This is a genomic window from Nocardioides sp. Root122, from assembly GCF_001425025.1.
Lineage (GTDB): Bacteria > Actinomycetota > Actinomycetes > Propionibacteriales > Nocardioidaceae > Nocardioides.
Genome location: NZ_LMDE01000001.1, coordinates 861,884 through 887,669 on the forward strand (window position 1 = coordinate 861,884; position 25,786 = coordinate 887,669).

The window sequence follows — 25,786 nt, forward strand, 5'->3', positions numbered from 1 at the left end:
CTTCCGCGGGGCGGAGGGACCGGTGACAGACTGCGGCCATGGACAACCTCACCGTCATCGTCCTCGCCGCAGGCGGCGGCACCCGGATGAAGTCGAAGACCATGAAGGTGCTGCACCCCATCGCCGGGCGCTCCATGATCGGCCACGTGCTGCGCGCCGTGCAGGCCGTCGAGCCCACCCGCGTGGTCGCGGTCGTCGGCCACCAGCGCGAGCAGGTCGGACCCCACATCACGGAGCTGCTGCCCGACGCGGTGCTGGCCGTGCAGGAGACGCAGGAGGGCACCGGGCACGCCGTACGGATCGCGCTGGAGGCGGCGGGCACGACCACCGGCACGGTGATCGTGGCCGCTGGCGACACCCCACTGCTGGAGGGCGAGTCGCTGCGGGCGTTCGCCGAGGAGCACGAGGCCGCCCAGCGTGCAGTGAGCATCCTGAGCGGGCGCGTGCCGAACCCGTTCGGCTACGGCCGCATCGTCCGCAACGCCGAGGGCGACGTCGAGGCGATCGTGGAGGAGAAGGAGGCCACGCCCCAGCAGCAGGCGATCGACGAGATCAACTCCGGCATCCTGGCCTTCGACGCGGAGTTCCTCGTCTCGGCGCTGCCCCGGATCAGCAACGACAACGCCAAGGGCGAGTACTACCTCACCGACGCCGTGGGCCTGGCCCGCGAGGACGGCCTCACGGTCGGCGCGCACCTCATCGAGGACGTCGACCAGACCGAGGGCGCCAACGACCGTGCCCAGCTCGCCGAGCTCGGTCGCCGGCTCAACAGCCGCATCGTGACGCGCTGGATGAAGGAGGGCGTCACGGTCATGGACCCGGCGACCACCTGGATCGAGGCCGACGTGGTCCTCGAGCCCGACGCGACGATCCTGCCCGGCACCCAGCTGCTCGGCGCGACCGTGGTCCGCGAGGACGCCGTCGTCGGCCCGGACACCACGCTCAAGGACTGCGAGGTCGGCGCCGGCGCCCGCGTCGTACGCACCCACGGCGAGCTCGCCGTCATCGGCGGGGGCGCGACGGTCGGCCCGTTCGCCTACCTCCGGCCGGGCACCCAGCTCGGCGCCGGCGGCAAGATCGGCACCTTCGTCGAGACCAAGAACGCCCAGATCGGCGACGGCGCCAAGGTGCCGCACCTGTCCTACGTCGGCGACGCCGAGATCGGTGAGGGCACCAACATCGGGGCCGGCAGCATCTTCGCCAACTACGACGGGGTGGCCAAGCACCGCACCGTCATCGGTCGCCACGCCAAGACCGGGTCGAACAACACCTTCGTCGCACCCGTCGCGGTGGGGGACGGCGCCGGCACCGCGGGGGGCACCGTCGTACGCCGCAACGTGCCGTCGGGCGCGCTGGCCGTCAGCTCCTCGCCGCAGCGCAACCTCGAGGGCTGGACCGAGTCGAGGCGCGCCGGCACGGCGCAGGCGGAGGCCGCGCGAACGGCGCGTGAACAGCAGGAGAAGGACTCCCCGGGATCTGGTCCGGGATCCGCTGGGTGACCCGGGGTTGGGGATGTCGGGTCGGTGGGTGAGAATCGTGCCAGCACCTCCGATCGAGCCACCCCCGAGGCTGACCAGCACAGCGAGGAGTCGCGCCGCGTGACCGGAATGAAGCGGACCACCGAGAAGAACCTGATGGTCTTCAGCGGACGGGCCTACCCCGAGCTCGCGGAGCAGGTCGCCGACCTCCTCGAGTGCGGCCTGGTCCCCCAGGACGCGCGGGCCTTCGCCAACGGCGAGCTCTACGTCCGCTACGAGGAGTCCGTGCGGGGGTGCGACGCCTTCGTGATCCAGAGCCACACCGCTCCGATCAACGAGTGGATCATGGAGCACCTGATCATGGTCGACGCGCTCAAGCGCGCCTCGGCCAAGCGGATCACCGTGGTCATGCCGTTCTACGGCTATGCCCGCCAGGACAAGAAGCACCGCGGTCGCGAGCCGATCTCGGCCCGCCTGATGGCTGACCTGTTCAAGACCGCGGGCGCCGACCGGCTGATCACCGTCGACCTGCACGCCGACCAGATCCAGGGCTTCTTCGACGGCCCCGTCGACCACCTGATGGCGCTGCCGATCCTCACCGACTACGTCAAGGAGAAGTACGGCGACCAGCAGCTCGCCGTCGTCTCCCCGGACGCCGGCCGGATCAAGGTCGCTGAGCGCTGGTCGGCCCGGCTCGGCGGCGTGCCCCTGGCGTTCATCCACAAGACACGCCGCATCGACGTGGCCAACGAGGTCGTCGCCAACCGCGTCGTGGGTGAGGTCGCCGGCAAGATCTGCATCCTGACCGACGACATGATCGACACCGGCGGCACGATCGTGAAGGCCGCCGAGGCCTGCATGGCCGACGGCGCCGCCGGCGTGATCATCGCCGCGACCCACCCGATCCTGTCCGACCCCGCCGTCGACCGGCTCAAGAACTCCTCCGCGATGGAGGTCGTGGTGACCAACACGCTGCCCGTCCCCGCCGACAAGCAGTTCGACAAGCTGACCACGCTCTCGATCGCCCCGCTCATCTCCCGCGCCATCCGCGAGGTCTTCGAGGACGGGTCCGTTACTTCGATGTTCGACGGCCACGCCTGATCAGCGCCGCCCGGCACGCACGCTGGCTGCGTTGTCGTCGGTCGACGGCCCGCTTCGCTCAAAGGCCGCCGTCCCTCCTCCGCCTTGCCATCGCACGCACCGGACGACGCTGATACGGCGTGGTACTGGGTGAGGGCTACAGCGTGCGGTCGAGGTCGTCGAGCGCGTCGTTCCAGGAGCGGGCCAGCACGGTGGGCACGTCGCCGGCCTCGAGCGCGGCGGCGACCGCGTCGCGAAGCTCGTGGCGTACGGCGATCGTGAGGGGCAGGCGGGGGAAGGCGTCGCCGATGACGTCGCCCATCGCCTGGCCCGACCGGCGGGCCAGATCGAGGCCGTCGGTGACGTAGCGGGTGAGGTAGGGGCGGACCAGGTCGGCCTGCTCCCAGCCCCAGAAGCCCTCGCCCACCGCGTCGAACTCGTGGTTGCCCAGCTCGCCGCCCATCAGGCGCTCCCACATCTCGGCCTTGGCCTCGGCGGCGGGGACCGCGGCGCGCGCGCCCAGGGCCGCGTGGTGGCCCGACACCGACCGGTCACGGGCCTCCTCGGGCTCGATCCAGGACGGGTCGCCGAGCTCGGCGAGCCGGTGCACGGCGTTCCAGCGCACGGTGGGGTCGACGTCGTCACGGCCGAGCCAGTCGGCGAGGAACCCGGTGTCGGCGCTCAGGCGTGCCAGCACCCGGGAGGCACCCGGCGCGAGCGCGGCGTCGCCGCCTTCCACGGCACCGCGGGCGATGTCGGCGATCGCGGCGAGGTGACCGGCGACCTCGTCGGGCTGCGAGTGGCGGCGGGTGATCGTCTGCAGGTTGCGCATCACGCCCTCGAAGACCAGCGGGTGGGTCTCGGGGCGCAGGTGGGTGTCGGCCAGCGCGACGAGGTCGGCGACCGGGATCACCTGCGACTCCGTCAGGTCGATCGCCGTCCACCAGAGCATGGCGCGGGTCAGGTGCGACTCGACCGACGAGAGCCCGGCGGTGATCGCCTCCCACGACTGCTCGTCGGGGCGGACGACGGCAAAGGTCTCGTCGCCGGAGTTGGGCACGACGACCTTCCCGGCGAACTCCTCGAGCCGCACCGGCTCGTCGCCCAGGTGCACGTCGCGGGAGTCGAGCAGCCCCATCGAGGCGTCGTACGCCGACACGGTCAGGCGGTGCGACCGCGAACCCTCGCGGGTGAGCACCGGGACGTCGCCGTCACGGGTGACGACCAGGGTGTCGAAGCCGGTCGTGCGCAGCCAGGCCTGCGCCCAGGCGCGGACGTCGAGGTCGGTGGCCGCGTCGAGGGAGTCGAGGAAGTCGGCGAGGTCGGCGTTGCCGAAGGCGTGGGCGTTGAGGTGCTTGTTGACGCCTGCGATGAAGTCGTCCTCGCCCAGCCAGTGGCCGAGCTGGGCGAGCGCGGCGTTGCCCTTGGCGTAGGTGATCATGTCGAAGTTCGCGAAGGCGGTGTCGACGTCGACGATCTTGTCGGTGTCCTCCGCGATCGGGTGGGTCGAGCGACGGCGGTCGGCCCGGTAGCCGGTCGGCTTGCGGGTGATGGCGGCCGAGGTCCACGCGTCGGTGTAGCCGGCCGCCACGCCGGCGACGTCGAAGCCCATGAAGTCGGCGAACGACTCGTTGAGCCACGAGTCCTCCCACCACTTCATCGTGACGAGGTCGCCGAACCACATGTGCGCCATCTCGTGGGCGATGGTCGAGGCCATCCACTCGCGCTCGAGCTCGGTCGGCGTGCCCTGGGTGAGCGCCTGGTCGCGGAAGACCACGCAGCCGGGGAACTCCATCGCGCCCCAGTTGAGGCCGGGCGCGTAGACCTGCTGGTAGTCGGCGTAGGGGTACTCCGGGTCGAAGACGGTCGTGTAGTGCTGGAAGCAGGCGCTCGTGATCCGCTTGAGCTCCTCGGCGTCACGGCGCAGCTCCCGCTGCTGCGAGGCGCGCGCGTGCCAGCCGAAGGGCAGCGTGCCGCCCGGAGCCGGGGCGTAGGGCTCGTCCCACGTCACCGAGACCCACGGGCCGCCGACCATCGTGAAGAGGTACGACGAGAAGGGCGGGGTGGTCTCGAAGGTCCAGGTGTCGCCCTCGCGGCCGCGCAGCGCGCCGTTGGCCAGCACGGTCCAGTGCGAGGGCGCCGTCACGCTGAGATCGAACGTGGACTTGATGTCGGGCTGGTCGAAGCAGGGGATCACCTTCTGGGTGATGTCCATCGACGTGTGCGCGCAGACGTAGCGCTCCCCGTCGGCAGGGTCGACGGTCACCGTCATCCCGTCGCCGTCGGTGACGTAGGGCATCCGGGCGGTGACCCGGACCTCGTTGGTCTCGCCGAGGTCGGTCAGCGCGATCCGCCCGTCGGCGTACGGCGCCGGGCGGCCGTCGAGCGTCACGTCGGTCCCGCCGTTGAGCTCGAGGAAGGTCGAGGCACCCGGTTGCGTGCAGCGGAACGAGATCGTCGCCTCCACGCCGAAGGACTCGGTCGAGGTGAGGTCGAGGTGGACCCGCGTGTGGACGTCGGTCAGCAGGACGGCGCGCTCGCGCGCCTCGGGGAGCTTCAGGGGCACCGGGCCACCCTAGTGACGACGTCCACACCAGTTCGACCGCAATTCCTCGACCGCAGCTCCTCGACCGCAGCTCGACGGGACACGGCGGGGATTCGACCTGCACGGGACGCGGGACTAGAGTTCTCGGGTTGCCTCGGCGAGGGAGCCGGTCGGACGACCAGGACTCCGTGATCGACTGGGCCGGACCGCCTCACCGCGCCGCGCTCACGATCCGGAGCGCGGCGTTCGTCGTCTCCGGAGCGCCGGGCCCACGAACCCGATCACCGACACCACCCCCGACGTACGGAGAACACCATGTCTGCACCCGAGAAGATCGCCGCCGAGCCCCGCACCGAGTTCGGCAAGGGCGCCGCGCGCCGCATCCGCCGCGAGGACAAGATCCCCGCCGTCATCTACGGGCACGGCAACGACCCGGTCCACGTGATCCTCCCCGGCCACCAGACGATGATGGCCCTCAAGCACGGTGGCGCCAACGCGCTCCTCGCGCTCGACGTGGACGGCACCGAGCAGCTCGCCCTGACCAAGGACGTCCAGGTCGACCCGATCCGCCGCGTCATCGAGCACGTCGACTTCGTCGCCGTCAAGCGCGGCGAGAAGGTCACCGTCGACGTCCCGATCCACGTGGTGGGCGACGCGGTCTCCGAGACCCTCGTGGTCACCGAGAACGCGGTCGTCTCCGTCGAGGCCGAGGCCACCCACATCCCCGAGTTCTTCGAGGTCTCCGTCGAGGGCGCCGAGGCCGGCACCCAGATCCTCGCCAAGGACCTCGACCTCCCGTCGGGCACCACGCTGCTCGCCGACGAGGACCTCCTCATCGTCAACGTGACCGAGCAGATCTCCGCCGAGGCCCTCGAGGCCGAGCTGGAGGAGGCCGAGGCCGAGGCCGGCATCGAGCACGACGCCCCCGAGGCCGAGACCGAGGCTGCCGAGGGTGACGCCGCCGAGGGCGACGCCGCGGAGAGCACCGACTCCGAGTGACCCGCTGAGCGGGCACGTCGTGCCCGCCAGGACTGCCGACCGGGCGGTTCGTCCCCAGCGACGGGGACGAACCGCCCGGTCGCTGCACGTGACGGGGACGAAGCGCCCGGTCACCTCAGGATGGAAGGATGGACGCCGTGACTGACGCCCCCACCGCCTCGGACGTGTGGCTCGTGGTGGGCCTGGGCAACCCCGGCCCGTCCTACGCCGGCCACCGGCACAACATCGGCTACCTCGTCACCGACGAGCTCGCCTCCCGGATGGGGTCTGCCCCCGGGAAGGTGCACTGGCGGGCCCACAAGTCCGGCCGCGCCGAGGTCGTCGAGGGCCGGCTCCCGATCGGCGGGCCACGCGTGGTGCTCGCCCGCGGCCGCGGCTACATGAACGAGTCGGGCGGCCCGGTGAAGGCGCTCGCCTCCTTCTACAAGGTCGCCCCCGACCACATCATCGCGATCCACGACGAGCTCGACATCGCCTTCGGCACGCTGCGGGTCAAGCTCGGTGGCGGCGACAACGGGCACAACGGGCTGAAGTCGATGCGGTCCTCGCTCGCCACCGGCGACTTCTACCGCGTCCGGGCCGGCATCGGGCGCCCGCCGGGGCGCCAGGACGTCGCGGACTTCGTGCTGTCCAACTACTCCACGGTCGAGCGCAAGGAGCTGCCGTTCCAGGTCTCCGACGCAGCCGACGCCGTCGAGTCGCTGATCACCGACGGGCTGGAGAAGACCCAGCAGCGCTTCAACTCCTGACAGCCCCAGGCCACGGCCTGTCACTGTCACCGCCACTGTCGATCTCGCTGGCATCCCTCCGTCTTCCCCTGTTTGGGCCATGAGGCCCGGCCCGGTCCCGGCCTAGCGTCGGGAGCCCGACGGCGAGGAGGAGTCGATGACGCCACCGCAGACGGCCGGGTCGGGCACGCGGGACGCGACCGGCGTACGCGTCCCGGCGCCGCGCCACAGCTGGGACCCGCCCGCCGCCCCGCCGCCCCGCGCCCGGACCAGGCGCCGCCGGGTGCGCGAGGTCCTGGGCACGCTGATGGTCCTCTCGCTGATCCCGCTCGTGGCGCTGGTCGGCGTCAACCTCCACCTCGTCAACCGCCTCGACCGCATCGACGGTGCCTTCGACGGCCTCAGGGACCGTCCGGCGGCCGCGCCGGGGGAGACCATCCTGCTGGTCGGCACGCGGCCCGGTGGCCGCGCCGACGTGGGATGGCTGGACGGCCTGCAGTCGATCGAGTCGGTGATGCTCGTGGAGGTCGACCCCGACGGGGTGCGCGCCGACGTCAAGTCGCTGCCCCTGCTCGACGGCGTCGCGGCGTCTGCGCGGACCGGGCGACCTGCCCGCGCCGTCGAGGCCACCGAGTCGTGGGCGGGACGCCGGGTCGACCACATGATCGCGATAGACTGGCGCACCTTCGCGGAGCTGGCCGCCGACAACGGCGTCTCCGCGACCTACGGCTACGGCTCCGGGACCACCGCCCAGCACGACTACCTCCGCGAGGTGCTCGAGGGCACCCTGCACGCGGAGCTGCGCAAGCAGCCGCTGGACCTCTACCGTGCGCTCAGCACGGTCGCGCGCGGAGCCGCGGTGGACGACGAGTGGTCGCTGCTCGAGCTGGACCGGTTCGTGGTCCACCTGCGCGACCTGCGCTCGGCCGAGATCACCTTCTCGACTGCCCGTGCCGGGCAGCGCTGAGGACCACTCCCCAAAATGGGCGAAAGCCCCCGTGCGCGGGCCGCCCCGGCCGCGCGGCTCCACAAGATCTGACAGTGCCAGCCGTTCGGCTCGGCACTCGAACTTGGGGGAGTTGGAGAGATGGCCGTTGCCAGCGTCATCATCCCGGCGCACAACGAGGCGGCCACGATCGGTCGCAACCTGCTCGCGCTGCGGCAGGGCACGCACGAGTCCGACCTCGACGTGGTCGTGGTCTGCAACGGCTGCACCGACCGGACGGCCGAGGTCGCCCGTCGCGCCGACCCCCTCGCCCGGGTGATCGAGATCCAGCAGCCCTCCAAGGCCGAGGCCGTCCGGGTCGGCAACACCGCCACCGACGTCTTCCCGCGGGTGCACCTCGACGCCGACATCGAGCTCTCGGGCGCCGCGGTGATGCAGCTCCTCGAGCCGATCACCCGCGACAACGTCCTGGCCACCGCGCCCCGGCGCGATGTCCCCAAGGCATCCTGCTCCCGCTGGGTCCGCTGGTACTACGACGTCTGGGAGGCACTGCCCCAGGTCGAGTCCGGCCTCTTCGGGCGTGGCGTGGTCGTCCTCTCCGAGCAGGCGCAGGCGCGGGTCGCCGCGCTGCCGCGGATGATGAGCGACGACCTCGGCATGTCCGACTCGTTCAGCGGCGACGAGCGCCGGGTCGTTCCCGGTGCCGTCGCCGTGATCCACCCGCCGCGCACCCTGCGCGACCTGGTCCGCCGTCGGATCCGGATCGCGACCGGCAACACGCAGGCCGCCCAGCTCGGCGTACGCCGACCGGCCTCCCGCACCAGCACGCGCACCCTCCTGGGGCTCGCCGTCGGCCGACCGCGCCTCGCCCTGCGGCTGCCGGTCTTCCTCGGGGTCCACGTCGCCGCCCGCCTGGGCGCCCGGCAGGCGGTGCGCTCCGGAGACTTCACCACCTGGCAACGAGACGAAAGCTCACGCTCATGACGACGCTGTCCGACTCCCAGACCCAGCAGGCCCAGCAGGCAGGACCGGCCACCGTGCCGGGCCCGCGCACCGAGGCCCTGCCCGAGCAGCCGGAGGCCGAGGCGACCATCGCCGAGAGCGCCACCGTCGAGGACGGAGCCCGGGTGGGTGCCGGCGCCCAGGTGTGGGACCAGTCCGTGGTCCGCTCCGGCGCCGACGTCGGCGCCGGCACGATCCTGGGCCGCGGCGTCTACATCGGTCCCGGAGCGCGCCTCGGCGAGCGCTGCAAGGTCCAGAACCAGGCCCTCGTCTACGAGCCGGCCGTCCTGGGCGACGGCGTCTTCATCGGCCCGGCCGTGGTGCTGACCAACGACACCTTCCCGCGGGCGGTGACCCCCGACGGCCGGCTCAAGAACGCCGACGACTGGGTGGCCGTCGGCGTCACCATCGACGAGGGCGCGGCCGTCGGGGCCCGCGCCGTGTGCGTCGCCCCGGTCCACATCGGCAGGTGGGCCTCCGTGGCCGCCGGCGCCGTGGTGACCCGCGACGTCCCCGACCACGCGCTGGTGGTCGGCGTCCCGGCCCGCCAGGTCGGCTGGGTCGGCCGCGCCGGCGTGCCGCTGGTCGAGACCGCGCCCGACACCTACAGCTGCCCGCGCACCGGGACGACGTACGTCGTCACCGACGGTGCGCTGGTCGAGACGACCGAGACCGAGAACGAGGAGAACATCTGATGACCGACCGCCTGGGCGTAGCCGTGATCGGTGCCGGCTACTGGGGGCCCAACCTGGTCCGCAACTTCGGGTCGTCCCCGCACTGGGACCTCAAGGTGGTGTGCGACCTCGACCTCGCGCGGGCACGCGCCGTGGCGGGTCCGCACGTCGAGGTGACCGACCAGCTGCAGCGGGTGCTCGACGACCCGTCGATCGACGCGGTGGCCATCGCGACGCCGGCGCGCACGCACCAGGGCCTGGCCCTGGACGCGCTGCTGGCCGGCAAGCACGTCCTGGTCGAGAAGCCGCTGGCCGACAGCGTCGCCGGCGGCCGGGCGATGGTCGAGGTCGCCGAGCAGCGCGGCCTGGTCCTGATGACCGACCACACCTACTGCTACACGCCCGCCGTGCAGAAGATGCGCGAGCTGGTGGCCAGCGGCGAGCTCGGCGACATCCACTTCATCGACTCGGTGCGGATCAACCTCGGGCTGGTGCAGCCCGACATCGACGTGCTGTGGGACCTCGCGCCCCACGACCTGTCGATCCTCGACTTCATCCTCCCCGGCGGGCTGCCGACGACCGGGGTGCACGCCACCGGCGCCGACCCGATCGGCGCGGGCCGCGCGTGCGTGGGCCACCTGACCCTGCCGCTGGCGGGCGACGGGCTCGCCCACGTGCACGTCAACTGGCTCAGCCCCACCAAGATCCGCCAGATGGTCATCGGCGGCTCGCGGCGGACGCTCGTCTGGGACGACCTCAACCCGCAGCAGCGGCTCAGCATCTACGACCGCGGCGTCGACCTCGCTCGTACGTCGGTCGCCGGGGCGGACCGCGCGGCCTCGTCGATCTCCTACCGGCTCGGCGACACGTGGTCCCCGGCCCTGCCCGAGCGCGAGGCCCTCGGCCAGATGGTCGCCGAGTTCGCCGGTGCCATCCGGGAGGACCGGCCGGCGCTCACCGACGGGCACGCCGGGCTGCGCGTGCTCACCGTGCTCGAGTCGGCCTCGGCCACGCTCTACGGGGAGCCGGCCCTGACCGTGCCGCCCGCACCCCGCGCCGCCGAGCCGGCCCTGGAGGCGGTCCGATGACCGCGCTCGCCGGGGCCCGCGCCCTCGTCACGGGCGGGGCCGGCACGATCGGCTCGACGCTCGTCGACCAGCTGCTCGACGCGGGCGTCTCGCAGGTCCGGGTGCTCGACAACCTGGTCCGTGGCCGGGAGGCCAACCTGGAGTCCGCGCTGGCCCGCGGCGGCGTCGACCTGGTCCGCGGCGACATCCGCGACAAGGACCTGGTCAACGACCTGACCCGCGGCTGCGACCTGGTCTTCCACCAGGCCGCGATCCGGATCACCCAGTGCGCGGAGGAGCCGCGGCTGGCCCTCGAGGTGCTGGTCGACGGCACCTTCAACGTCATCGAGGCCGCTGCCGCGGCGAAGGTGGACAAGGTGGTCGCCGCCTCCTCGGCGTCCGTCTACGGCCTCGCCGAGCAGTTCCCGACCCCGGAGTCGCAGCACCCCTACGACAACGACACGTTCTACGGCGCCGCGAAGACCTTCAACGAGGGCATGCTCCGCAGCTTCCGGGCGATGCACGGCATCGACTACGTCGCGCTGCGCTACTTCAACGTCTACGGCCCGCGCATGGACGTGCACGGCCTCTACACCGAGGTGCTGGTGCGCTGGATGGAGCGGATCGACGACGGCATCCCGCCGCTGATCTTCGGCGACGGCCGCCAGACGATGGACTTCGTCTTCACCACCGACATCGCCCGCGCCAACGTGCTCGCCGCCGAGTCGTCGGTGGTCGAGGGCGTCTACAACGTGGCCCGCGGCGAGGAGACCAGCCTGCTCGGGCTGGCCGAGACGCTGCTGCGGGTGATGGGCTCGGACCTGCCCGTCGAGCACGGCCCCGAGCGCGGCGTCAACGGTGTCGTACGACGCCTCGCCGACACCTCGGCGGCCGAGCGTGACCTCGGGTTCGTCGCGCACACGCCGCTGGAGGAGGGGCTGGCCCAGCTCGTGGAGTGGTGGCGCCCGCAGCGCGAGGAGATCGCCGCCGGGCGTCCCGTGCAGGCGGTGGCCCGATGAGCGTCGACGCCAGCCTCACGCGCATCAACGTGATGCAGCCGTGGCTCGGCGAGGAGGAGGTCGCCGCGGTGGCCGCGGTGCTGCGGTCCGGGTGGGTCGCCCAGGGGCCCCAGGTCGCCGCCTTCGAGGCCGCCTTCCGGCAGTCGCAGCAGGCGGCGCACGCGGTGGCCGTGAGCAACTGCACCACCGCGCTCCACCTCGCCCTCGTGGTCGCGGGGATCGGTCCCGGCGACGAGGTCGTCGTCCCGTCGTTCTCCTTCGTCGCGACGGCCAACGCCCCGACCTACGTCGGCGCCACCCCTGTCTTCGCCGACGTCGACGCGACCACCGGCAACCTCACCCCCGCCACGATCGCCGCGGTGGTCACCCCGCGGACGCGCGCGGTGATCGCCGTGGACCAGGGCGGCGTGCCGCTCGACCTGGCCGCCGTCCGTGCCTGGTGCGACCCGCTCGGGATCACGGTCATCGAGGACGCAGCCTGCGCCGCCGGGTCCACCGCCTACGGACGCCCGGTCGGTTCCGGAGCCGAGATCGCGGCCTGGTCCTTCCACCCGCGCAAGCTCCTGACGACCGGTGAGGGCGGGATGATCACGACCTCGCGCGCCGACTGGGCCGACCGCGCCCGCCGCCTGCGCGAGCACGCGATGAGCGTCTCGGCCGCCGACAGGCACGCCAGCGTGCTGGCGCCGCCGGAGTCCTACGCCGAGATCGGCTTCAACTTCCGGATGACCGACATGCAGGCCGCCGTCGGCCTGGTCCAGCTCGGCCGGCTGCCCGAGATGGTGGCGCGCCGCCGCGAGCTCGCCGCGACGTACGCCGCCGTGGTCGCCGAGCTGCCCGGGCTCCGGATGGTCGCCGACCCGTCCTACGGCACCACCAACTTCCAGTCCTGCTGGGTCGAGGTGCTCGAGGACCACCCGCTCGACCGCGAGGAGCTGATGATGCACCTCGCGGAGGCCGGCATCTCCGCCCGACGCGGGATCATGGCGGCGCACCGCCAGCCCGCGCACGCGCACCGCGAGCGCATCCCGTTGCCGGTGACCGAGCGGCTCAACGACCAGACGCTGATCCTGCCGCTGTTCCACCAGATGACCGACGCCGAGCAGGCGCGCGTGTGCGACGCGCTCGCCACTGCGTGGCGGCCATGACGGGCCTCCTGCTCGTCGGGGCGAGCGGTCTCGCCCGCGAGGCGACCGCGGTCGCCGTCATGCTCCAGCACGACGGCCCGGTCGACATCGTCGACGACAACCCCGCGCTGTGGGGGACCCTGCACGGACTCACGCCCGTGCTCGGGTCGGTGGACCTGGTGGCCGACGTCGTCGACTTCGAGGTGGTGCTCGCGCTCGGTGCCGGACGGCACCGCCGTCGCGTGGCGGTGCGGCTCGACATGCTCGGGGTCGACCCGGCGCGCTACACCTCGCTCATCCACCCGCGGGTCGTGCTGCCGGGCAGCTGCCACATCGGCACCGGCGCGATCGTGCTCGACGGCGTGGTCCTCACCGCCGACGTCGAGGTCGGCGACCACGTGGTGCTGATGCCCCACGTGACCCTCACCCACGGCTGCACCGTCAGCGACTACGCGACGGTCTGCGCCGGGGTCTCCCTGGGCGGCGACGTCCAGGTCGGCGAGGCCGCCTACATCGGCATGAACGCCTCGGTCCGCCAGGGCGTGCACATCGGCCCCGGAGCCACCGTCGGGATGGGCGCAGCGGTCCTCGACGACGTACCAGCAGGAGAGACCTGGGTGGGAGTCCCCGCCCGACCGATCCGGACAGGAGTCCACGCATGAACAGCACCACCATCCCCTTCGTCGACCTCGCCTCGCAGCACGCCGAGGTCGCCGCAGAGGTGGAGGCGGGCCTCGCGTCCGTCTTCGCGGCGACGGCCTTCGTGGACGGGCCGGCGGTCGGGGACTTCGAGCAGCAGTACGCCGAGTTCGTCGGCGTCGACCACTGCATCGGCGTCGGCAACGGCACCGACGCGCTGGAGCTGGCGCTGCGCGCAGCCGGGGTGGGGCCAGGTGGCGAGGTCGTGATGCCGGCCAACACCTTCATCGCCACCGCCGAGGCGGCCTCGCGCATCGGCGCCGTACCGGTGCCGGTGGACGTCGACGACGAGCGGCTGCTGATCGACCCGGCAGCCGTCGAGGCGGCGATCACTCCGCGCACGCAGGCCGTGGCCGCGGTGCACCTCTTCGGCCAGCTCGCCCCGGTCGGGCGTCTCGGCGAGATCTGCGACGCGCACGGCATCCCGCTCGTCGAGGACGCCGCGCAGTCGCAGGGTGCACGCCACGACGGTCGCGGCGCCGGCGGCCTCGGCCGCGTGGGCGCGACCAGCTTCTACCCCGGCAAGAACCTCGGTGCGGCTGGCGACGCGGGTGCGGTGACCACCGACGACACCACGATCGCCGCCGAGGTCCGCCGGCTGCGCAACCACGGCTCCTCCACCCGCTACGTCCACGACGTGATCGGGATGAACTCCCGCCTCGACACCGTCCAGGCCGTCTACCTCCGGGCCAAGCTCGACCGGCTGGAGAAGTGGAACGAGCTCCGGGTCCGCGCGGCGGCCCGCTACGACGCGCTGCTCGCGGACGTCGCGGGCGTACGCCGTCCGCTGCTGGGCGCCGACGGCACCCACGTGTGGCACCTCTACGTCGTCCGCGTCGCCGAGCGTGACGCCGTGCTCGCCGAGCTCGGCCGGGCCGGTGTCGGAGCCGGCATCCACTACCCCTACCCGGTGCACCTCACCGGCGCCTACCGCCACCTCGGCCTGGGCCGGGGCACCGCGCCCGTCGCCGAGGCCGCGGCCGACCAGATCCTCTCGCTGCCGATGCACCCGCACCTGACCGAGGCCATGCAGGACCGCGTCGTCGAGGTGCTGGCCTCGGCCGTCGCGAGCCACCCCGGGTCCGACGCCGACGGAGGACGATCGTGACGACTCTCCTGGTCGCCAACGACGGCGGCCACCTGATGCAGCTGCACACGCTGCGTCCGCGGCTCGGTGTCGGGGACGACGTGGTGTGGGTGACGCCCCGCACGCCGCAGACCGAGTCGCTGCTGGCGGGGGAGCGGGTCCACTGGGCCTTCCCCTGCCCGCCCCGCGACACCAGGGCGCTGGCCCGCAACACGCTCGCGTGCCGCCGGCTGTTCCGCGAGCACGACGTCGCGTTGGTCGTGAGCACGGGTGCTGCGCTGGCCCTGGCCGTGCTGCCGCAGGCCCGGGTGCGCGGGATCGAGACGGTCTACATCGAGAGCGCCACCCGCCTCGACGCCCCGTCGCTCTCCGGCCGGGCCCTGGCGATGGTGCCCGGCATCACGACCTACAGCCAGTCCAGCGCCCTGACCCGCGGGCACTGGCAGTACCTCGCCTCGCCGTGGGAGCTCTACGACACCACCCCGACCGCGCCCCGACCGGTGCGACGGATGGTGGTCAGCCTGGGCACGCAGGAGGACTACGGCTTCCGCAGGCTGCTCGAGCGGCTGGTGCCGCTGGTGCCGACCGGCACCGAGGTGCTGTGGCAGACGGGCGGCACCGACACCACCGGTCTCGGCATCGACGCCCGGGTGCGGGTGCCCTCCGAGGAGATGTCCTCCTCGATCCGTGCCGCGGACGTCGTGGTGGCGCACGCCGGCACCGGCATCGCGCTGATGGCGCTGGAGAACGGCAAGTGCCCGATCCTGGTGCCGCGCCGCTCGATGCACGGCGAGCACGTCGACGACCACCAGCTGACGATCGCGCTCGAGCTCGCGCTGCGCGACCTGTGCATCTCCCGCGACGCCGACAGCCTCAAGGAGCGCGACCTGGTCGCGGCGGCCAGCCGCACCGTGACCAAGGTCAGCGACCCGCCGCAGCTGCGGATCACCTCCGTCCCGCTGCCCCGGCAGCGCACCGGCGGCTCGGTGGCCGCCACCGCGACGGCGGCCGCTGCGGCGACCGCGGCACGGGTGTAGTTGAGAACGCACCGAAATGTGGGGATATCCGCCGGTGGGCGGACCTCGGGCCCCGTGACGCAATCAGGATCGGGACCGTGGCGCGCTGTCGCGCCGTTGAAGGGTGGGGTAGGGATGGTCAGCACGACGACCTCTGCGGTGGGGACCGCGCGCGGGTGGGCGACCAGGGCGACCGCCCTGGTCCTCGTGGCCGCGCTGAACGCGCTCGTGGGCCCGGCCCTCCTCGGTGGACCGTCCCCGGCCAACGCCGCCGATCCGTGCGGCGCGGGCGGCAACAAGATCGCCTGCGAGAACGCCAAGCCCGGCACCGACCCGGAGATCTGGGACATCCAGGGGGCGGGCGACTCCTCGATCCAGGGCTTCGCCACCGACATCTCGGTCAACGTCGGCCAGCGCATCGACTTCAAGATCGCGACCAACGCCTCGTCGTACACCATCGACATCTACCGGACCGGTTGGTACCAGGGTCTCGGCGCGCGCTACATCACCTCTGTGACGCCGAGCGCGACGCTCCCGCAGACCCAGCCCAACTGCATCACCGACGTCACCACCGAGCTCTACGACTGCGGCAACTGGGCGGTCTCGGCGTCGTGGAACGTGCCGTCGACGGCCGTCTCGGGCGTCTACGTCGCCAAGCTGACGCGCACCAACGGCGACACCAGCCACATCACCTTCATCGTCCGCGACGACTCCAGCACGTCGAGCATCGTCTTCCAGACCGCCGACCCGACCTGGCACGCCTACAACACCTACGGCGGCTCCGACTTCTACGCCGGCGGCGCCAACGGCCGCGCCTACAAGGTCAGCTACAACCGCCCCTTCAACACCCGCGGGAGCGCGGCCGGGCGTGACTTCTACTTCGGTGCCGAGTACGCCCTCGTCCGGTTCCTCGAGCGCAACGGCTACGACGTCTCCTACATCGCCGGCGTCGACACCGACCGGCGCGGCAACCTGCTCACGAACCACAAGGTCTTCCTGTCCGTGGGCCACGACGAGTACTGGAGCGGCGCCCAGCGCGCCAACATCACCGCGGCACGCGACGCCGGGGTGAACCTGCAGTTCCTCGCCGGCAACGAGGGCTACTGGCGCACGCGCTACGAGCCGTCGGCCGACCCGTCCCACACCGCGTACCGGACCCTCGTGACCTACAAGGAAACCTGGGCCAACGCCAAGATCGACCCCACCAACCAGTGGACGGGCACGTGGCGCGACCCGCGGTTCGCCTCGCGCGCCAACGGCGGCGGGATGCCGGAGAACGAGCTCATCGGCACCGGCTACATGGTCAACTTCAGCGACCTGGCGATGACCGTGCAGCAGGCCGAGGGCCGTTATCGCCTGTGGCGCAACACCCCGCTCGCGACGACCTCGGCCACGCAGACCACGCTGGCCCCGCACACCGTGGGCTACGAGTCCAACGAGGTGATGGACAACGGGTTCAGCCCACCGGGCCTGGTCAAGCTGTCGACCACCACGGGAGCGGTCCCGCAGTACCTCCGCGACTTCGGCTCGACCGTCACGGCGGGGACGACGAAGCACAACCTCACGCTCTACAAGGCGCCGAGCGGTGCGCTGGTCTTCAGCGCCGGCACCGTGCAGTGGACCTACGGCCTCGACGCCGAGCACGACTCGGAGTACCCCGACAACGTCGCCGACTCCCGCATGCAGCAGGCGCAGGTCAACCTGCTCGCCGACATGGGCGCGCAACCGGCGACCCTGATGACGGGGCTGGCAGCGGCCGCCAAGTCGACCGACACCGTCGGGCCGACGATCACCATCAACACGCCCGCCGCCGGCCAGGCCCAGAAGAACGGGGACCTGGTCACCCTCACCGGCACGGCGACCGACGCGGCCGGACGCGTCGCCGGCGTGGAGGTCTCCAACGACAACGGCGCGACCTGGCAGGCCGCCGGCGGCACCACGTCGTGGACCGCGACGGTCGTGCAGAAGGGTCGCGGCACCACCCCGATCCTGGTCCGCGGCATCGACGACAGCGCCAACATCGGGACGCCGGCCAGCCGGAGCTTCTCGGTGAGCTGCCCGTGCAGCATCTTCGGCAACATCACGCCGCCGACCCCGGACACCGACGACAACTCCGGCGTCGAGCTCGGCCTGCGGTTCACCCCCGTGGTGGACGGCTTCGCCACCGGCGTCCGCTTCTACAAGGGGACGGGCAACACCGGCACCCATGTCGGCTCGCTGTGGAGCTCGACCGGTCAGCGCCTGGGCCAGGTCACCTTCGCCAACGAGACCGCGACCGGCTGGCAGACCGCGCAGTTCACGCAGGCGGTGCCGATCATCGCGGGCCAGACCTACACGGTCTCCTACACCGCACCGCGCGGCCACTACGCCTCCGAGCAGTGGGCCTTCGCCTACCGCGGGGTCGACACCGGCGGGATGCAGGTGGCGGGCGGCTTCGGTGCGACACCGGCGGGCGTCTACGGCGGCGGCGGGACGATGCCGTCCTCGAGCTACCAGAAGGCCAACTACTTCGTCGACCTCACCTACTCCGCGACCGACGACTCGCCGCTGATCGCGATGAGCCAGTCCCCGGCCCCGGACTCGAGCGCCATCCCGGTCACCACGACGGTCTCGGCGCGCTTCTCCAAGGCGATGGCTGCCGGCACGCCGGGCCTGACCCTGCGGGACTCCAACAACCAGCCCGTGGCCGGCTCGACGTCGTACGACGCACCCAACCGCACGATCACCTTCACTCCGACCAACCAGCTGGCCGCCTACGTGCGCTACACCGCGACGCTCTCGGGCACCGACGCGCAGGGCAACCCGATCACCTCGGGCGGCACGTGGTCCTTCACCACCGCGAAGCCGCCGAACCCGCCGGGCGTCTGCCCGTGCTCGCTGTTCAGCGACGAGACGGTGCCGACGGTCATGGAGATCAACGACGGCGTCCCGCTCTCGCTGGGCACCCGCTTCACCTCCGACGCCAAGGGCATCGTGACCGGCGTCCGGTTCTACAAGTCGTCGGGCAACACGGGCGCGCACGTCGGCTCGCTGTGGAACGCCAACGGTGTGGAGCTGGCCTCCGGCACCTTCACCAACGAGTCCGCCAGCGGCTGGCAGCAGCTGAACTTCACGACGCCGGTGGCGATCGCCAAGAACACGCCCTACGTCGTGTCCTACCGCTCGACGTCGGGTCGCTACTCGGCCACGCCCAACGCGTTCTCCGAGCGTGACCTCTCCTGGGCTCCGCTGCGGGTGACCTCGACCTCGGGCGCCTACACCTACGCCACCGGCTTCCCGGGCGGCACGTCCAGCACCAGCTACCTCGTCGACGTGGTCTTCGAGAAGACGCCGCCGAGCATCTCGATGACGTCCCAGTCGCCGGCACCCGGTGCGCTCGACGTCCCGCGCAGCAGCAAGGTCGTGGTCGACTTCTCCGACCTCGTCGAGCCCGGCTGGGCCATCTCGGTCAACGGTGGCGGTGCCCTCGCGGGCAGCGCGGTCCTCTCCACCGACCGGCAGCGCATCACGTGGACGCCGTCCGCGCCGATGCCCGCGGGCACCGACGTCACGGTGACCCTCACCGGGGTCACGACCAGCGACGGCGCGAGCCTCGGCACCCGGACGTGGACCTTCCGCACCAGGGACGCCGAGACGCTGCAGAACCAGACGCTCCTCGGTGACGTCGTGCCCGACACGAGCGCCGCCGACGACGGCGCGCCGATCGAGCTCGGCATGGCCTTCACCCCGTCGCGCAACGGCACGGTCAAGCAGATCCGGTTCTTCAAGGGCGCCGGCAACAACGGCACCCACACCGGCTCGATCTGGTCCGCGGCCGGCAGCCGGCTCGCCACGGTGACCTTCACCAACGAGACGGCCGGAGGCTGGCAGACCGCGACGCTCGCGACGCCGCTGCAGGTGACGGCCGGCACGACGTACGTCGTCTCGTACTTCGCGCCGCAGGGCCACTACGCGGTGACGCCCGGCTTCTTCGGCGGCGCGCTGACCAAGGGCGACCTGACGGCGCCGTCGTCCAACAACGGCCGCTACCTCTACGCCTCGGGCGGGGGCTACCCCGGCTACACCTACGGCGCCGCGAACTACTTCGTGGACGTGGTGTTCGAGCGTGCTGCCGCTTCGCTCACCGTCGACAGCCGGACGCCGGCCCCGGGCGCGGACCAGGTGTCGCTGTCCGCGAAGCCGTCGATCACGATGTCCGCACCGCTGGCCACGGGCTGGTCGGTGGAGGTCACGCGCAGCGGCGTGCCGGTCGCCGGGACGTCGGCCCTCTCGGCCGACGGTCGCACCATCACCTTCACCCCGGCCGCGCCGCTGGTCGCCACCAGCGCGTACTCCGTGAGCGTGTCCGGGCTCGCCTCGACCGAGGGAGCCACCCTCGGCACGCAGACCTGGTCGTTCACCACCGGCATCGACGACATCGGCACCACGTCGCTCTTCGCCGACGTCACGCCCACCACCGCGGCCGCGGACGACACGTCCGCGATCGAGCTCGGCACCAGGTTCACCGCGTCGCAGGCCGGGTCGGTGACGGCGGTGAGGTTCTTCAAGGGCACCGGCAACAGCGGCACCCACGTCGGCTCGCTGTGGGACGCGGCGGGCAACAGGCTGGCGCAGGTGACGTTCACCAACGAGACGGCGACCGGGTGGCAGACCGCCGCGCTCGCCACCCCGGTGGCGCTGACGCCCGGGGCGACCTACGTCGTGTCCTACTACGCACCCGTCGGCCGCTACTCCGCCTCGCCGGGCTACTTCGCCACGGCGGCACGGACGGTCGGACCGCTGACGGCACCGTCGGGCAGCAACGGCGTCTACCGCTACGGAGCCGGGGGCGGCTTCCCGGCCGGGTCCTACAACTCGACCAACTACTTCGTCGACGTGGTCTTCAAGGCCGCCTCGCCGTGACCTGCGGGCGCGGCGGGGGCTGACAGGCGCAGATGGACGACGCAGCAGGGGGCAGCGTGGGAGCGGACAGCACAGGATCGGGCGCAGGACCGGGCACAGGACCGGACGAGCCCGGCGGAGGCCAGGGCGACCTGGCGCGCACGGCGGCAGGAGCGTTCGGCTGGAGCTTCCTCAACACGGCGATGTCGAGGTTCGGCACGCTGCTGGTGGGGGTGCTGCTGGCGCGCATCCTCGGTCCCGGAGAGTTCGGCACCTTCGCCGTCGCCATGGTCGCGCTGCTCGCGGTGCTCAGCTTCAACGAGCTCGGCGTGAGCCTCGCGGTGGTGCGGTGGGAGCGAGACCCTCGCAGCGTCCTGGGCAGCGTCAACGCGATCTCCACGGCCGGCAGCGTGCTGCTGTTCGCCGCGATGTACGTCACCGCGGAGCCGGTCGCCCGGGCCCTCGGGTCCGAGGACGCCGCCGGGATCATCCGGCTGATGTCGGTCTCGGTCGTCTTCAGCGGGATGGTGGCCGGCCCGGCCGCCCTGCTGCAGCGCCAGTTCCGCCAGCGCCGCCGCTTCGCCATCGACCAGTGCGTGACCTGGTCGGGCACGGCGCTGTCCCTGGTGCTCGCGCTGGGAGGGTTCGGAGCGTGGAGCCTCGCGTGGGGCCGGGTGGTCGCCACGCTGATCGGGGTCGTGCTCTTCATCCACGCCACCCGTCCCTACCGCTGGCACGTCGACCGCACCCTCGTGGGGCCACTGCTGCGCTTCGGCCTTCCGCTTGCCGGGGCGAGCATCGTGGTCTTCGCCGTCGGCTACGTCGAGCAGGTGGCGGTCGGTGCGACCCTCGGCGCCACGTCGCTGGGCTACTTCGTGCTGGCGTTCAACCTCGCGTCGTGGCCGCTGAACATGTTCTCCCAGCCGCTGCGCAGCGTCGCGCCGGCGGTCTTCTCGCGGATGCAGGGCGACCCACCCCGACTCGCCGCCGCCTTCACCCTCCTGCTGCGCGTGCTCGCCGTGGTGACGCTCCCGGTCTGCCTGGTCGGCGCGGCAGCGGCCGACGACGTGGTCCGGTTCGTCTACGGCGACCAGTGGGGCGCGGCGTCCGAGGTGTTCGCCGTGCTGGTGCTGGCCACGTCGGTGCGGATCTTCCTCGAGCTCTCCTACGACCTGCTCGTGGTGCGCCGGGCGACAGGCCAGCTCCTCGCAGTGCAGCTGCTCTGGCTCGCGGCACTGGCGCCGGCGGTCTGGTTCGCGGCCCGCCGGGAAGGCCTGGTCGGGGTCGCCGTCGCCGAGCTGGCCGTGGTGCTGGTCGTGGTGCTGCCGTGCTACCTCGGCATGCTGCGCCGTGCCGGCATCCCGCTGGCGCCCCTCGGTGCGTCCGTCGTGCTCCCGATGCTCGTCGCGGTCGCCGCGGCGGCGGTGACGGTGCTCGTGGCGGCCGAGCTGTCCTCCTCGTTCGTGACGACCATGGCCGCGGGCACGGTGTGCCTCGCGGCGATCGCCTGCGTGCTGGCGCTGCGCCCCGACCTGCTGCGGCAGGCCAGGGCGTTGCGCTCCGCGCCGGCGGCTGACGACGCCGACGCTGTCGAGGTGGTCGACGCATGAGGACGCCCGAGGCGAGCTCGTCCCGGACGGGCGAGGTGGCGCGACTCGACCACAACTGGCAGGTCTTCGACGCGCTGGTGCGGCGGGCCGAGCGGCTCGTCCGCCGCGACCGCGACGAGCGGGCCGCGGTCGCTGCGATGACCGCGGCGACCTTCGCCTGGTGCAACCCGAGCGGGGTCTTCGCCAGCGGCGCGCTCGAGGACGTCCTCGTCCAGCTCGGTGCCCGGCTGCCCGAGCCGGTGGGACCGGTGCCCACCCGGGCACCCGGCGCACGGCCCCGGGTCCTGCACGTCGTGACCCAGGTCTACGGGACCGGCGGGCACACCCAGATGCTCGCGAACTGGCTGCGGCTCGACACCGCTCGCGACCACCACGTGTGCCTCACCGGCCAGGGCGACCGCCAGGTCCCGGCGAAGCTCACCGACGTGCTCGCGTCCGAGGACGCGCTGGTCCGCCTCGACGCGCGGCACCGCCGCCTGGTCGACCGGGCTGCCGAGCTGCGCGACCTGGCGCGGGCGCACGACCACGTGGTGCTGCACGTCCACCCCAACGACGTGGTGGCGAGCATCGCACTGGCCCCGCGCACCGAGGGCCGCCCGGAGGTGCTCCTGGTCAACCACGCCGACCACGTGTTCTGGGTCGGCGTCGCTGCCGCCGACCGCATCGTCAACCTGCGCCAGAGCGGCGCCCGACTCAACGTCGAGCGGCGCGGGGTCCCCGAGGCGCGCAACGCGTTCGTCGTACGCCCTCTGCAGCTGCGCGAGCGCGAGCACCCCCGCCGCCAGGCGCGGGCCGCGCTGGGGATCGCCGAGGACGCGGTCGTCGTCGCCAGTGCCGCCGACACCTACAAGTACGCCGCTGCCGGCGGCGCGACACTGCTCGACATCCTGCTGCCCGCGATCCGGGGCGTGCCGGGCGCAGAGCTGCACGTGGCCGGTCCGGCGCCAGACGGCGCGTGGTCGGTGCTCGCCGAGGAGGGGCTGGGACGGGCGTGGGGGCTGCTGCCTGACGTCCACACGTTCCTCGAGTCGGCCGACGTCTACGTCGACTCCTACCCGTTCGCCTCCCTCACCTCGATGCTGGAGGCGGCCACGATGGGCACCCCGGTCCTCACCCTGCGGTCCGGCGGTGACGAGCTCGGCGTGCTCGGGGCCGACACCCCGGAGCTCGACGACGACCTGCTGGTCGCGCGCTCCGGCGAGGAGCTGGCCGCGGAGGTCACCCGGCTGCTGCGGGACCCCGCGGCACGCGCGGAGGTGGGCACCGCCACCGGGGCCGCGGTCCACCGCAGCCACGGTGACGGAGCGTGGGTGGAGGCGGTCGGCAAGGTGCTCGACGCGCCACCCGTGTCCGGGCCGGCGTCCGCTCCCGCCCGCGCGGTGCGGCGGACCGGCGAGCTCGACCGCCGGTTGCTGCTGATGATGGCCAACGGCGTCGGGCAGGGGCTCGCGGGCACCCTGGACACGATGTCGGCGCAGCTCTCGTGGCCGCGCCGCGTGGAGACGGCGGCGCGCCTGGCCCGCTCCGGCACGGCCCGACCGGCCCTCCTGCTTCCGGCCGGTGCCGCGCGTCGACTCCGGCGCCTGCGCTCCCGGACGGCCTGAGCCGCCGGCGCGTCGGACGACCAGAAGTGTCAGCCGCGGGTGGCCGGCAGGCCTGACCCGGCATCGCTGCCGGACTTGTGGTCGTCCGACGCGCCGCGGCTGGGCGCGTCCGCCGCCTCGCGGGTGAGCCGGCGCGCCGCGCCGGCGAGACCGATCAGCAGGAGGAAGCAGCCCGCCGTCTGCGGGAAGGCGAAGGCGTCGAAGAAGGCCAGGCCGCACGCACCCGCCCCGACCGACGCGAGGAGGGCGTGGGCGTAGAGAGCGCCGTCGGCGGCGTCGGGGTCGTCGACCCGCTCCTCGAGGTCGATGCGCGCCCGACGGGCGCTCAGCATCCCGCACACGATGAGGGTGAGGAGGGCCAGCAGCCCGACGGCACCGGCCTCGATCGTCAGCCCGAGGTACGCGTTGTCGAGGATCCAGTACTTGGGCAGGAACGTGCCGAAGCCGCGGCCGATGATCGGCGAGCTCGAGATGAACTGGCCGGCGATGTCGTAGCTGCCGGTGCGCGAGGCGATGCTCGGGTCCTTGCCCGCGTTGGAGAACAGCCCCTGGATGGAGCCGAGCAGCCCCGGCACCGAGACGTACATGACCGCGCTGACGACCAGGACGAAGGCACCTGCCGTCAGCCGGCGACGGTTGTCCCACTTGAGGGCCATCACCAGCACCCCGGCCACGGCGCACAGGTAGGCCGAGCGCGACAGCGAGAAGTAGATCGAGCACATCATCGCCACGAGCATCGCCCGGTAGAGCCAGCGGTAGCGCGAGCGCACCGACGCGCACACGATGAGGACGGGCAGGGTCATGCCGAGCACCACGCCGTACTCGATCGGGCTGGTGGAGGTGCCGCTCGGCCTGGTGAAGCCGGAGCGCGAGCCCAGCGTCCAGTCCGAGGTGCCGGCCACGAGTCCGGGGATCCGGATGCGGTCGATGTAGAGCTCGCGGGTGGCGTACTGCAGGAGACCGAGGAGGGCGACCACGCCCGCGGCGAAGGCCAAGCGGCGCAGCAGCACGACGTGGCGATCCATGCTGACGATCCCGTCGGCGGCCATCAGCGCGACGCCCGCCATGCCCAGCAGCCGGAGCAGGCCCGAGTCGGCGACGCTGATCTCGTCACCGGGCAGCGGACCGGCCATCGCGTGGGCGTAGACGATGAGCATCACCACGAGCAGCCCGAGCAGCGCGGCTCGCACCGGCTGGACGCCCGCCCCCGACGGCTCGGCGCGGCGCACGGTGAACCAGGCCCAGACCATGAAGATGACGACGCCGAGCATGTTGGCGGGGCTGCCTGCGCTGCCCAGCGCCGGGACGACCATCGGCGAGGGGATGAACCACAGGAGCGCGAGGTAGACCGTCAGGATCGCGGTGGCGTCGGCGCCACCGCGGCGCTCGGTCATGACGCCTCGTCGCGCTCAGCACCCCGGCGCCGGCGCCGGACCAGACGCGTCGTCACCGTGCGCTCTGCGGCAGGCCGGCCGGCCGCCACGGGGCGCAGCGGCGTCGGTTGCGGTGCGACGTCGTCCTCGTCCGTGCCGTCACGGTCGTCGTCGGCCGGGGGAGGCCCGGCGGCGGTCTCGTCGTGGTCGGTTGCACCGGCGGGGTCGGGGCTGCGCCGGCCGAGGAGCAGGCTGTCGATCAGGGCGATGAGCATCAGGCCCGCGCCACCGACGCCCGCGCCCGCGAGGATGGCCGAGCGGATCATCGACTTGTTGGTCGCCTGCGGCTTCTCGTCCTGGGTGAGCACCGTCGATGCCACGCGCTCGGCCTCCGGGAGGTCGAGGTTGGACTGGAGGTTGCCCAGCTCGACCGGGACCAGGCTCACCAGCGAGTCGAGCGCCTCGGTCGCCACGGTGGGGCTGTTCGCCTCGACGGTGAACAGGATGATCGGGGCGCTGTTGGTGTAGTCGGGGACGATCTCGAAGGTGGTGCCGACGGGGAAGGTCTCGCCGAACTCGTCACTCACCTTCTTCGACGTCAGCGCGCGCACGACCACGTCACGGGCCTGGTTGACCCCGCTGAGCGTGAGGTAGGGGTTCTCCTGCGTGCGCGAGCCGTCGGGCATCGAGCTCTGGGAGGGCGGGTAGACCAGGACGGTGCCGGTGGCCTCGTAGGTCGGGCCGACGCGCTGCGTGACGACGAACATCGCCCCGAGCGTCAGGACGACCAGCGCCAGCACGAGGTACCAGCGTCGCCGCAGCGAGCCCCAGAGGACGCTCATCTCCATGGT

19 protein-coding genes are annotated in these 25,786 nt (G+C 72.5%); 16 read left to right on the plus strand and 3 right to left on the minus strand.

The genetic code is table 11. The annotated features are described in order from the left end of the window. Positions 1–38 precede the first annotated feature (38 nt). Both glmU and ASC64_RS04035 read left to right on the plus strand, forming a co-directional pair. Complete coding sequence (gene glmU, locus ASC64_RS04030) at positions 39–1,499, plus strand: bifunctional UDP-N-acetylglucosamine diphosphorylase/glucosamine-1-phosphate N-acetyltransferase GlmU (RefSeq protein WP_056906186.1); 1,461 nt, start codon at positions 39–41, stop codon at positions 1,497–1,499. 108 nt (positions 1,500–1,607) lie between these two features. Further along, positions 1,608–2,579 carry a ribose-phosphate diphosphokinase gene (locus tag ASC64_RS04035; protein WP_056906187.1) on the plus strand — a complete coding sequence of 324 codons (972 nt, stop codon included), beginning with the start codon at positions 1,608–1,610 and terminating at the stop codon, positions 2,577–2,579. Positions 2,580–2,715: 136 nt separating this feature from the next. Here the strand turns inward: ASC64_RS04035 and pepN are convergent, their stop codons facing one another. Next, complete coding sequence (gene pepN, locus ASC64_RS04040) at positions 2,716–5,124, minus strand: aminopeptidase N (protein WP_056906188.1); 2,409 nt, start codon at positions 5,122–5,124, stop codon at positions 2,716–2,718. A gap of 294 nt (positions 5,125–5,418) precedes the next feature. On the opposite strand from pepN, the gene ASC64_RS04045 reads away from it, so the two are divergent. The 14 genes from ASC64_RS04045 (at position 5,419) to ASC64_RS04110 (ending at position 23,562) form a co-directional block, all read left to right on the plus strand. Then, on the plus strand, positions 5,419–6,102 hold the full coding sequence (locus ASC64_RS04045; RefSeq protein WP_056906189.1) for a 50S ribosomal protein L25/general stress protein Ctc: 684 nt from the start codon (positions 5,419–5,421) through the stop codon (positions 6,100–6,102). 137 nt (positions 6,103–6,239) lie between these two features. Then, positions 6,240–6,851 (plus strand): aminoacyl-tRNA hydrolase, encoded by a 612-nt coding sequence (gene pth, locus ASC64_RS04050; protein WP_235563508.1) that lies wholly within the window; start codon positions 6,240–6,242, stop codon positions 6,849–6,851. Positions 6,852–6,987: 136 nt separating this feature from the next. Then, the gene (locus ASC64_RS04055; protein ID WP_056906191.1) at positions 6,988–7,797 is read left to right on the plus strand and encodes a hypothetical protein; all 810 of its coding nucleotides are present in this window, start codon (positions 6,988–6,990) and stop codon (positions 7,795–7,797) included. Positions 7,798–7,917: 120 nt separating this feature from the next. Continuing rightward, positions 7,918–8,760, plus strand: coding sequence for a glycosyltransferase (locus ASC64_RS04060; RefSeq protein ID WP_056906192.1), 843 nt, complete (start codon positions 7,918–7,920; stop codon positions 8,758–8,760). Then, positions 8,757–9,473: an acyltransferase gene (locus tag ASC64_RS04065; protein ID WP_082550168.1), complete on the plus strand. Its 717-nt coding sequence runs from the start codon at positions 8,757–8,759 to the stop codon at positions 9,471–9,473. The genes ASC64_RS04060 and ASC64_RS04065 overlap by 4 nt, the downstream gene beginning before the upstream one ends. Then, positions 9,473–10,540: a Gfo/Idh/MocA family protein gene (locus ASC64_RS04070; protein WP_056906193.1), complete on the plus strand. Its 1,068-nt coding sequence runs from the start codon at positions 9,473–9,475 to the stop codon at positions 10,538–10,540. The genes ASC64_RS04065 and ASC64_RS04070 overlap by 1 nt, the downstream gene beginning before the upstream one ends. Continuing rightward, positions 10,537–11,538, plus strand: a complete 1,002-nt coding sequence (locus ASC64_RS04075) for an NAD-dependent epimerase/dehydratase family protein (RefSeq protein WP_056906194.1) — start codon at positions 10,537–10,539, stop codon at positions 11,536–11,538. The genes ASC64_RS04070 and ASC64_RS04075 overlap by 4 nt, the downstream gene beginning before the upstream one ends. After that, on the plus strand, positions 11,535–12,686 hold the full coding sequence (locus tag ASC64_RS04080) for a DegT/DnrJ/EryC1/StrS family aminotransferase (RefSeq protein ID WP_056906195.1): 1,152 nt from the start codon (positions 11,535–11,537) through the stop codon (positions 12,684–12,686). The genes ASC64_RS04075 and ASC64_RS04080 overlap by 4 nt, the downstream gene beginning before the upstream one ends. Beyond that, complete coding sequence (locus ASC64_RS04085; RefSeq protein ID WP_056906289.1) at positions 12,683–13,327, plus strand: NeuD/PglB/VioB family sugar acetyltransferase; 645 nt, start codon at positions 12,683–12,685, stop codon at positions 13,325–13,327. The genes ASC64_RS04080 and ASC64_RS04085 overlap by 4 nt, the downstream gene beginning before the upstream one ends. Next, positions 13,324–14,472, plus strand: coding sequence for a DegT/DnrJ/EryC1/StrS family aminotransferase (locus ASC64_RS04090; protein WP_056906196.1), 1,149 nt, complete (start codon positions 13,324–13,326; stop codon positions 14,470–14,472). The genes ASC64_RS04085 and ASC64_RS04090 overlap by 4 nt, the downstream gene beginning before the upstream one ends. Further along, complete coding sequence (locus ASC64_RS04095; RefSeq protein ID WP_082550169.1) at positions 14,469–15,488, plus strand: glycosyltransferase; 1,020 nt, start codon at positions 14,469–14,471, stop codon at positions 15,486–15,488. The genes ASC64_RS04090 and ASC64_RS04095 overlap by 4 nt, the downstream gene beginning before the upstream one ends. 114 nt (positions 15,489–15,602) lie before the next feature. After that, complete coding sequence (locus tag ASC64_RS04100; RefSeq protein WP_056906197.1) at positions 15,603–20,369, plus strand: DUF4082 domain-containing protein; 4,767 nt, start codon at positions 15,603–15,605, stop codon at positions 20,367–20,369. A 56-nt stretch (positions 20,370–20,425) separates the two neighbouring features. Beyond that, positions 20,426–21,958, plus strand: a complete 1,533-nt coding sequence (locus ASC64_RS04105; RefSeq protein ID WP_162245768.1) for an oligosaccharide flippase family protein — start codon at positions 20,426–20,428, stop codon at positions 21,956–21,958. Continuing rightward, complete coding sequence (locus ASC64_RS04110; RefSeq protein WP_056906199.1) at positions 21,955–23,562, plus strand: glycosyltransferase; 1,608 nt, start codon at positions 21,955–21,957, stop codon at positions 23,560–23,562. Before ASC64_RS04105 ends, ASC64_RS04110 begins: the two co-directional genes overlap by 4 nt. Positions 23,563–23,591: 29 nt before the next feature. Here the strand turns inward: ASC64_RS04110 and ASC64_RS04115 are convergent, their stop codons facing one another. Then, positions 23,592–24,956: an O-antigen ligase family protein gene (locus ASC64_RS04115; RefSeq protein ID WP_056906200.1), complete on the minus strand. Its 1,365-nt coding sequence runs from the start codon at positions 24,954–24,956 to the stop codon at positions 23,592–23,594. Then, complete coding sequence (locus ASC64_RS04120; RefSeq protein WP_056906201.1) at positions 24,953–25,783, minus strand: Wzz/FepE/Etk N-terminal domain-containing protein; 831 nt, start codon at positions 25,781–25,783, stop codon at positions 24,953–24,955. Before ASC64_RS04120 ends, ASC64_RS04115 begins: the two co-directional genes overlap by 4 nt. Positions 25,784–25,786 lie beyond the last annotated feature (3 nt).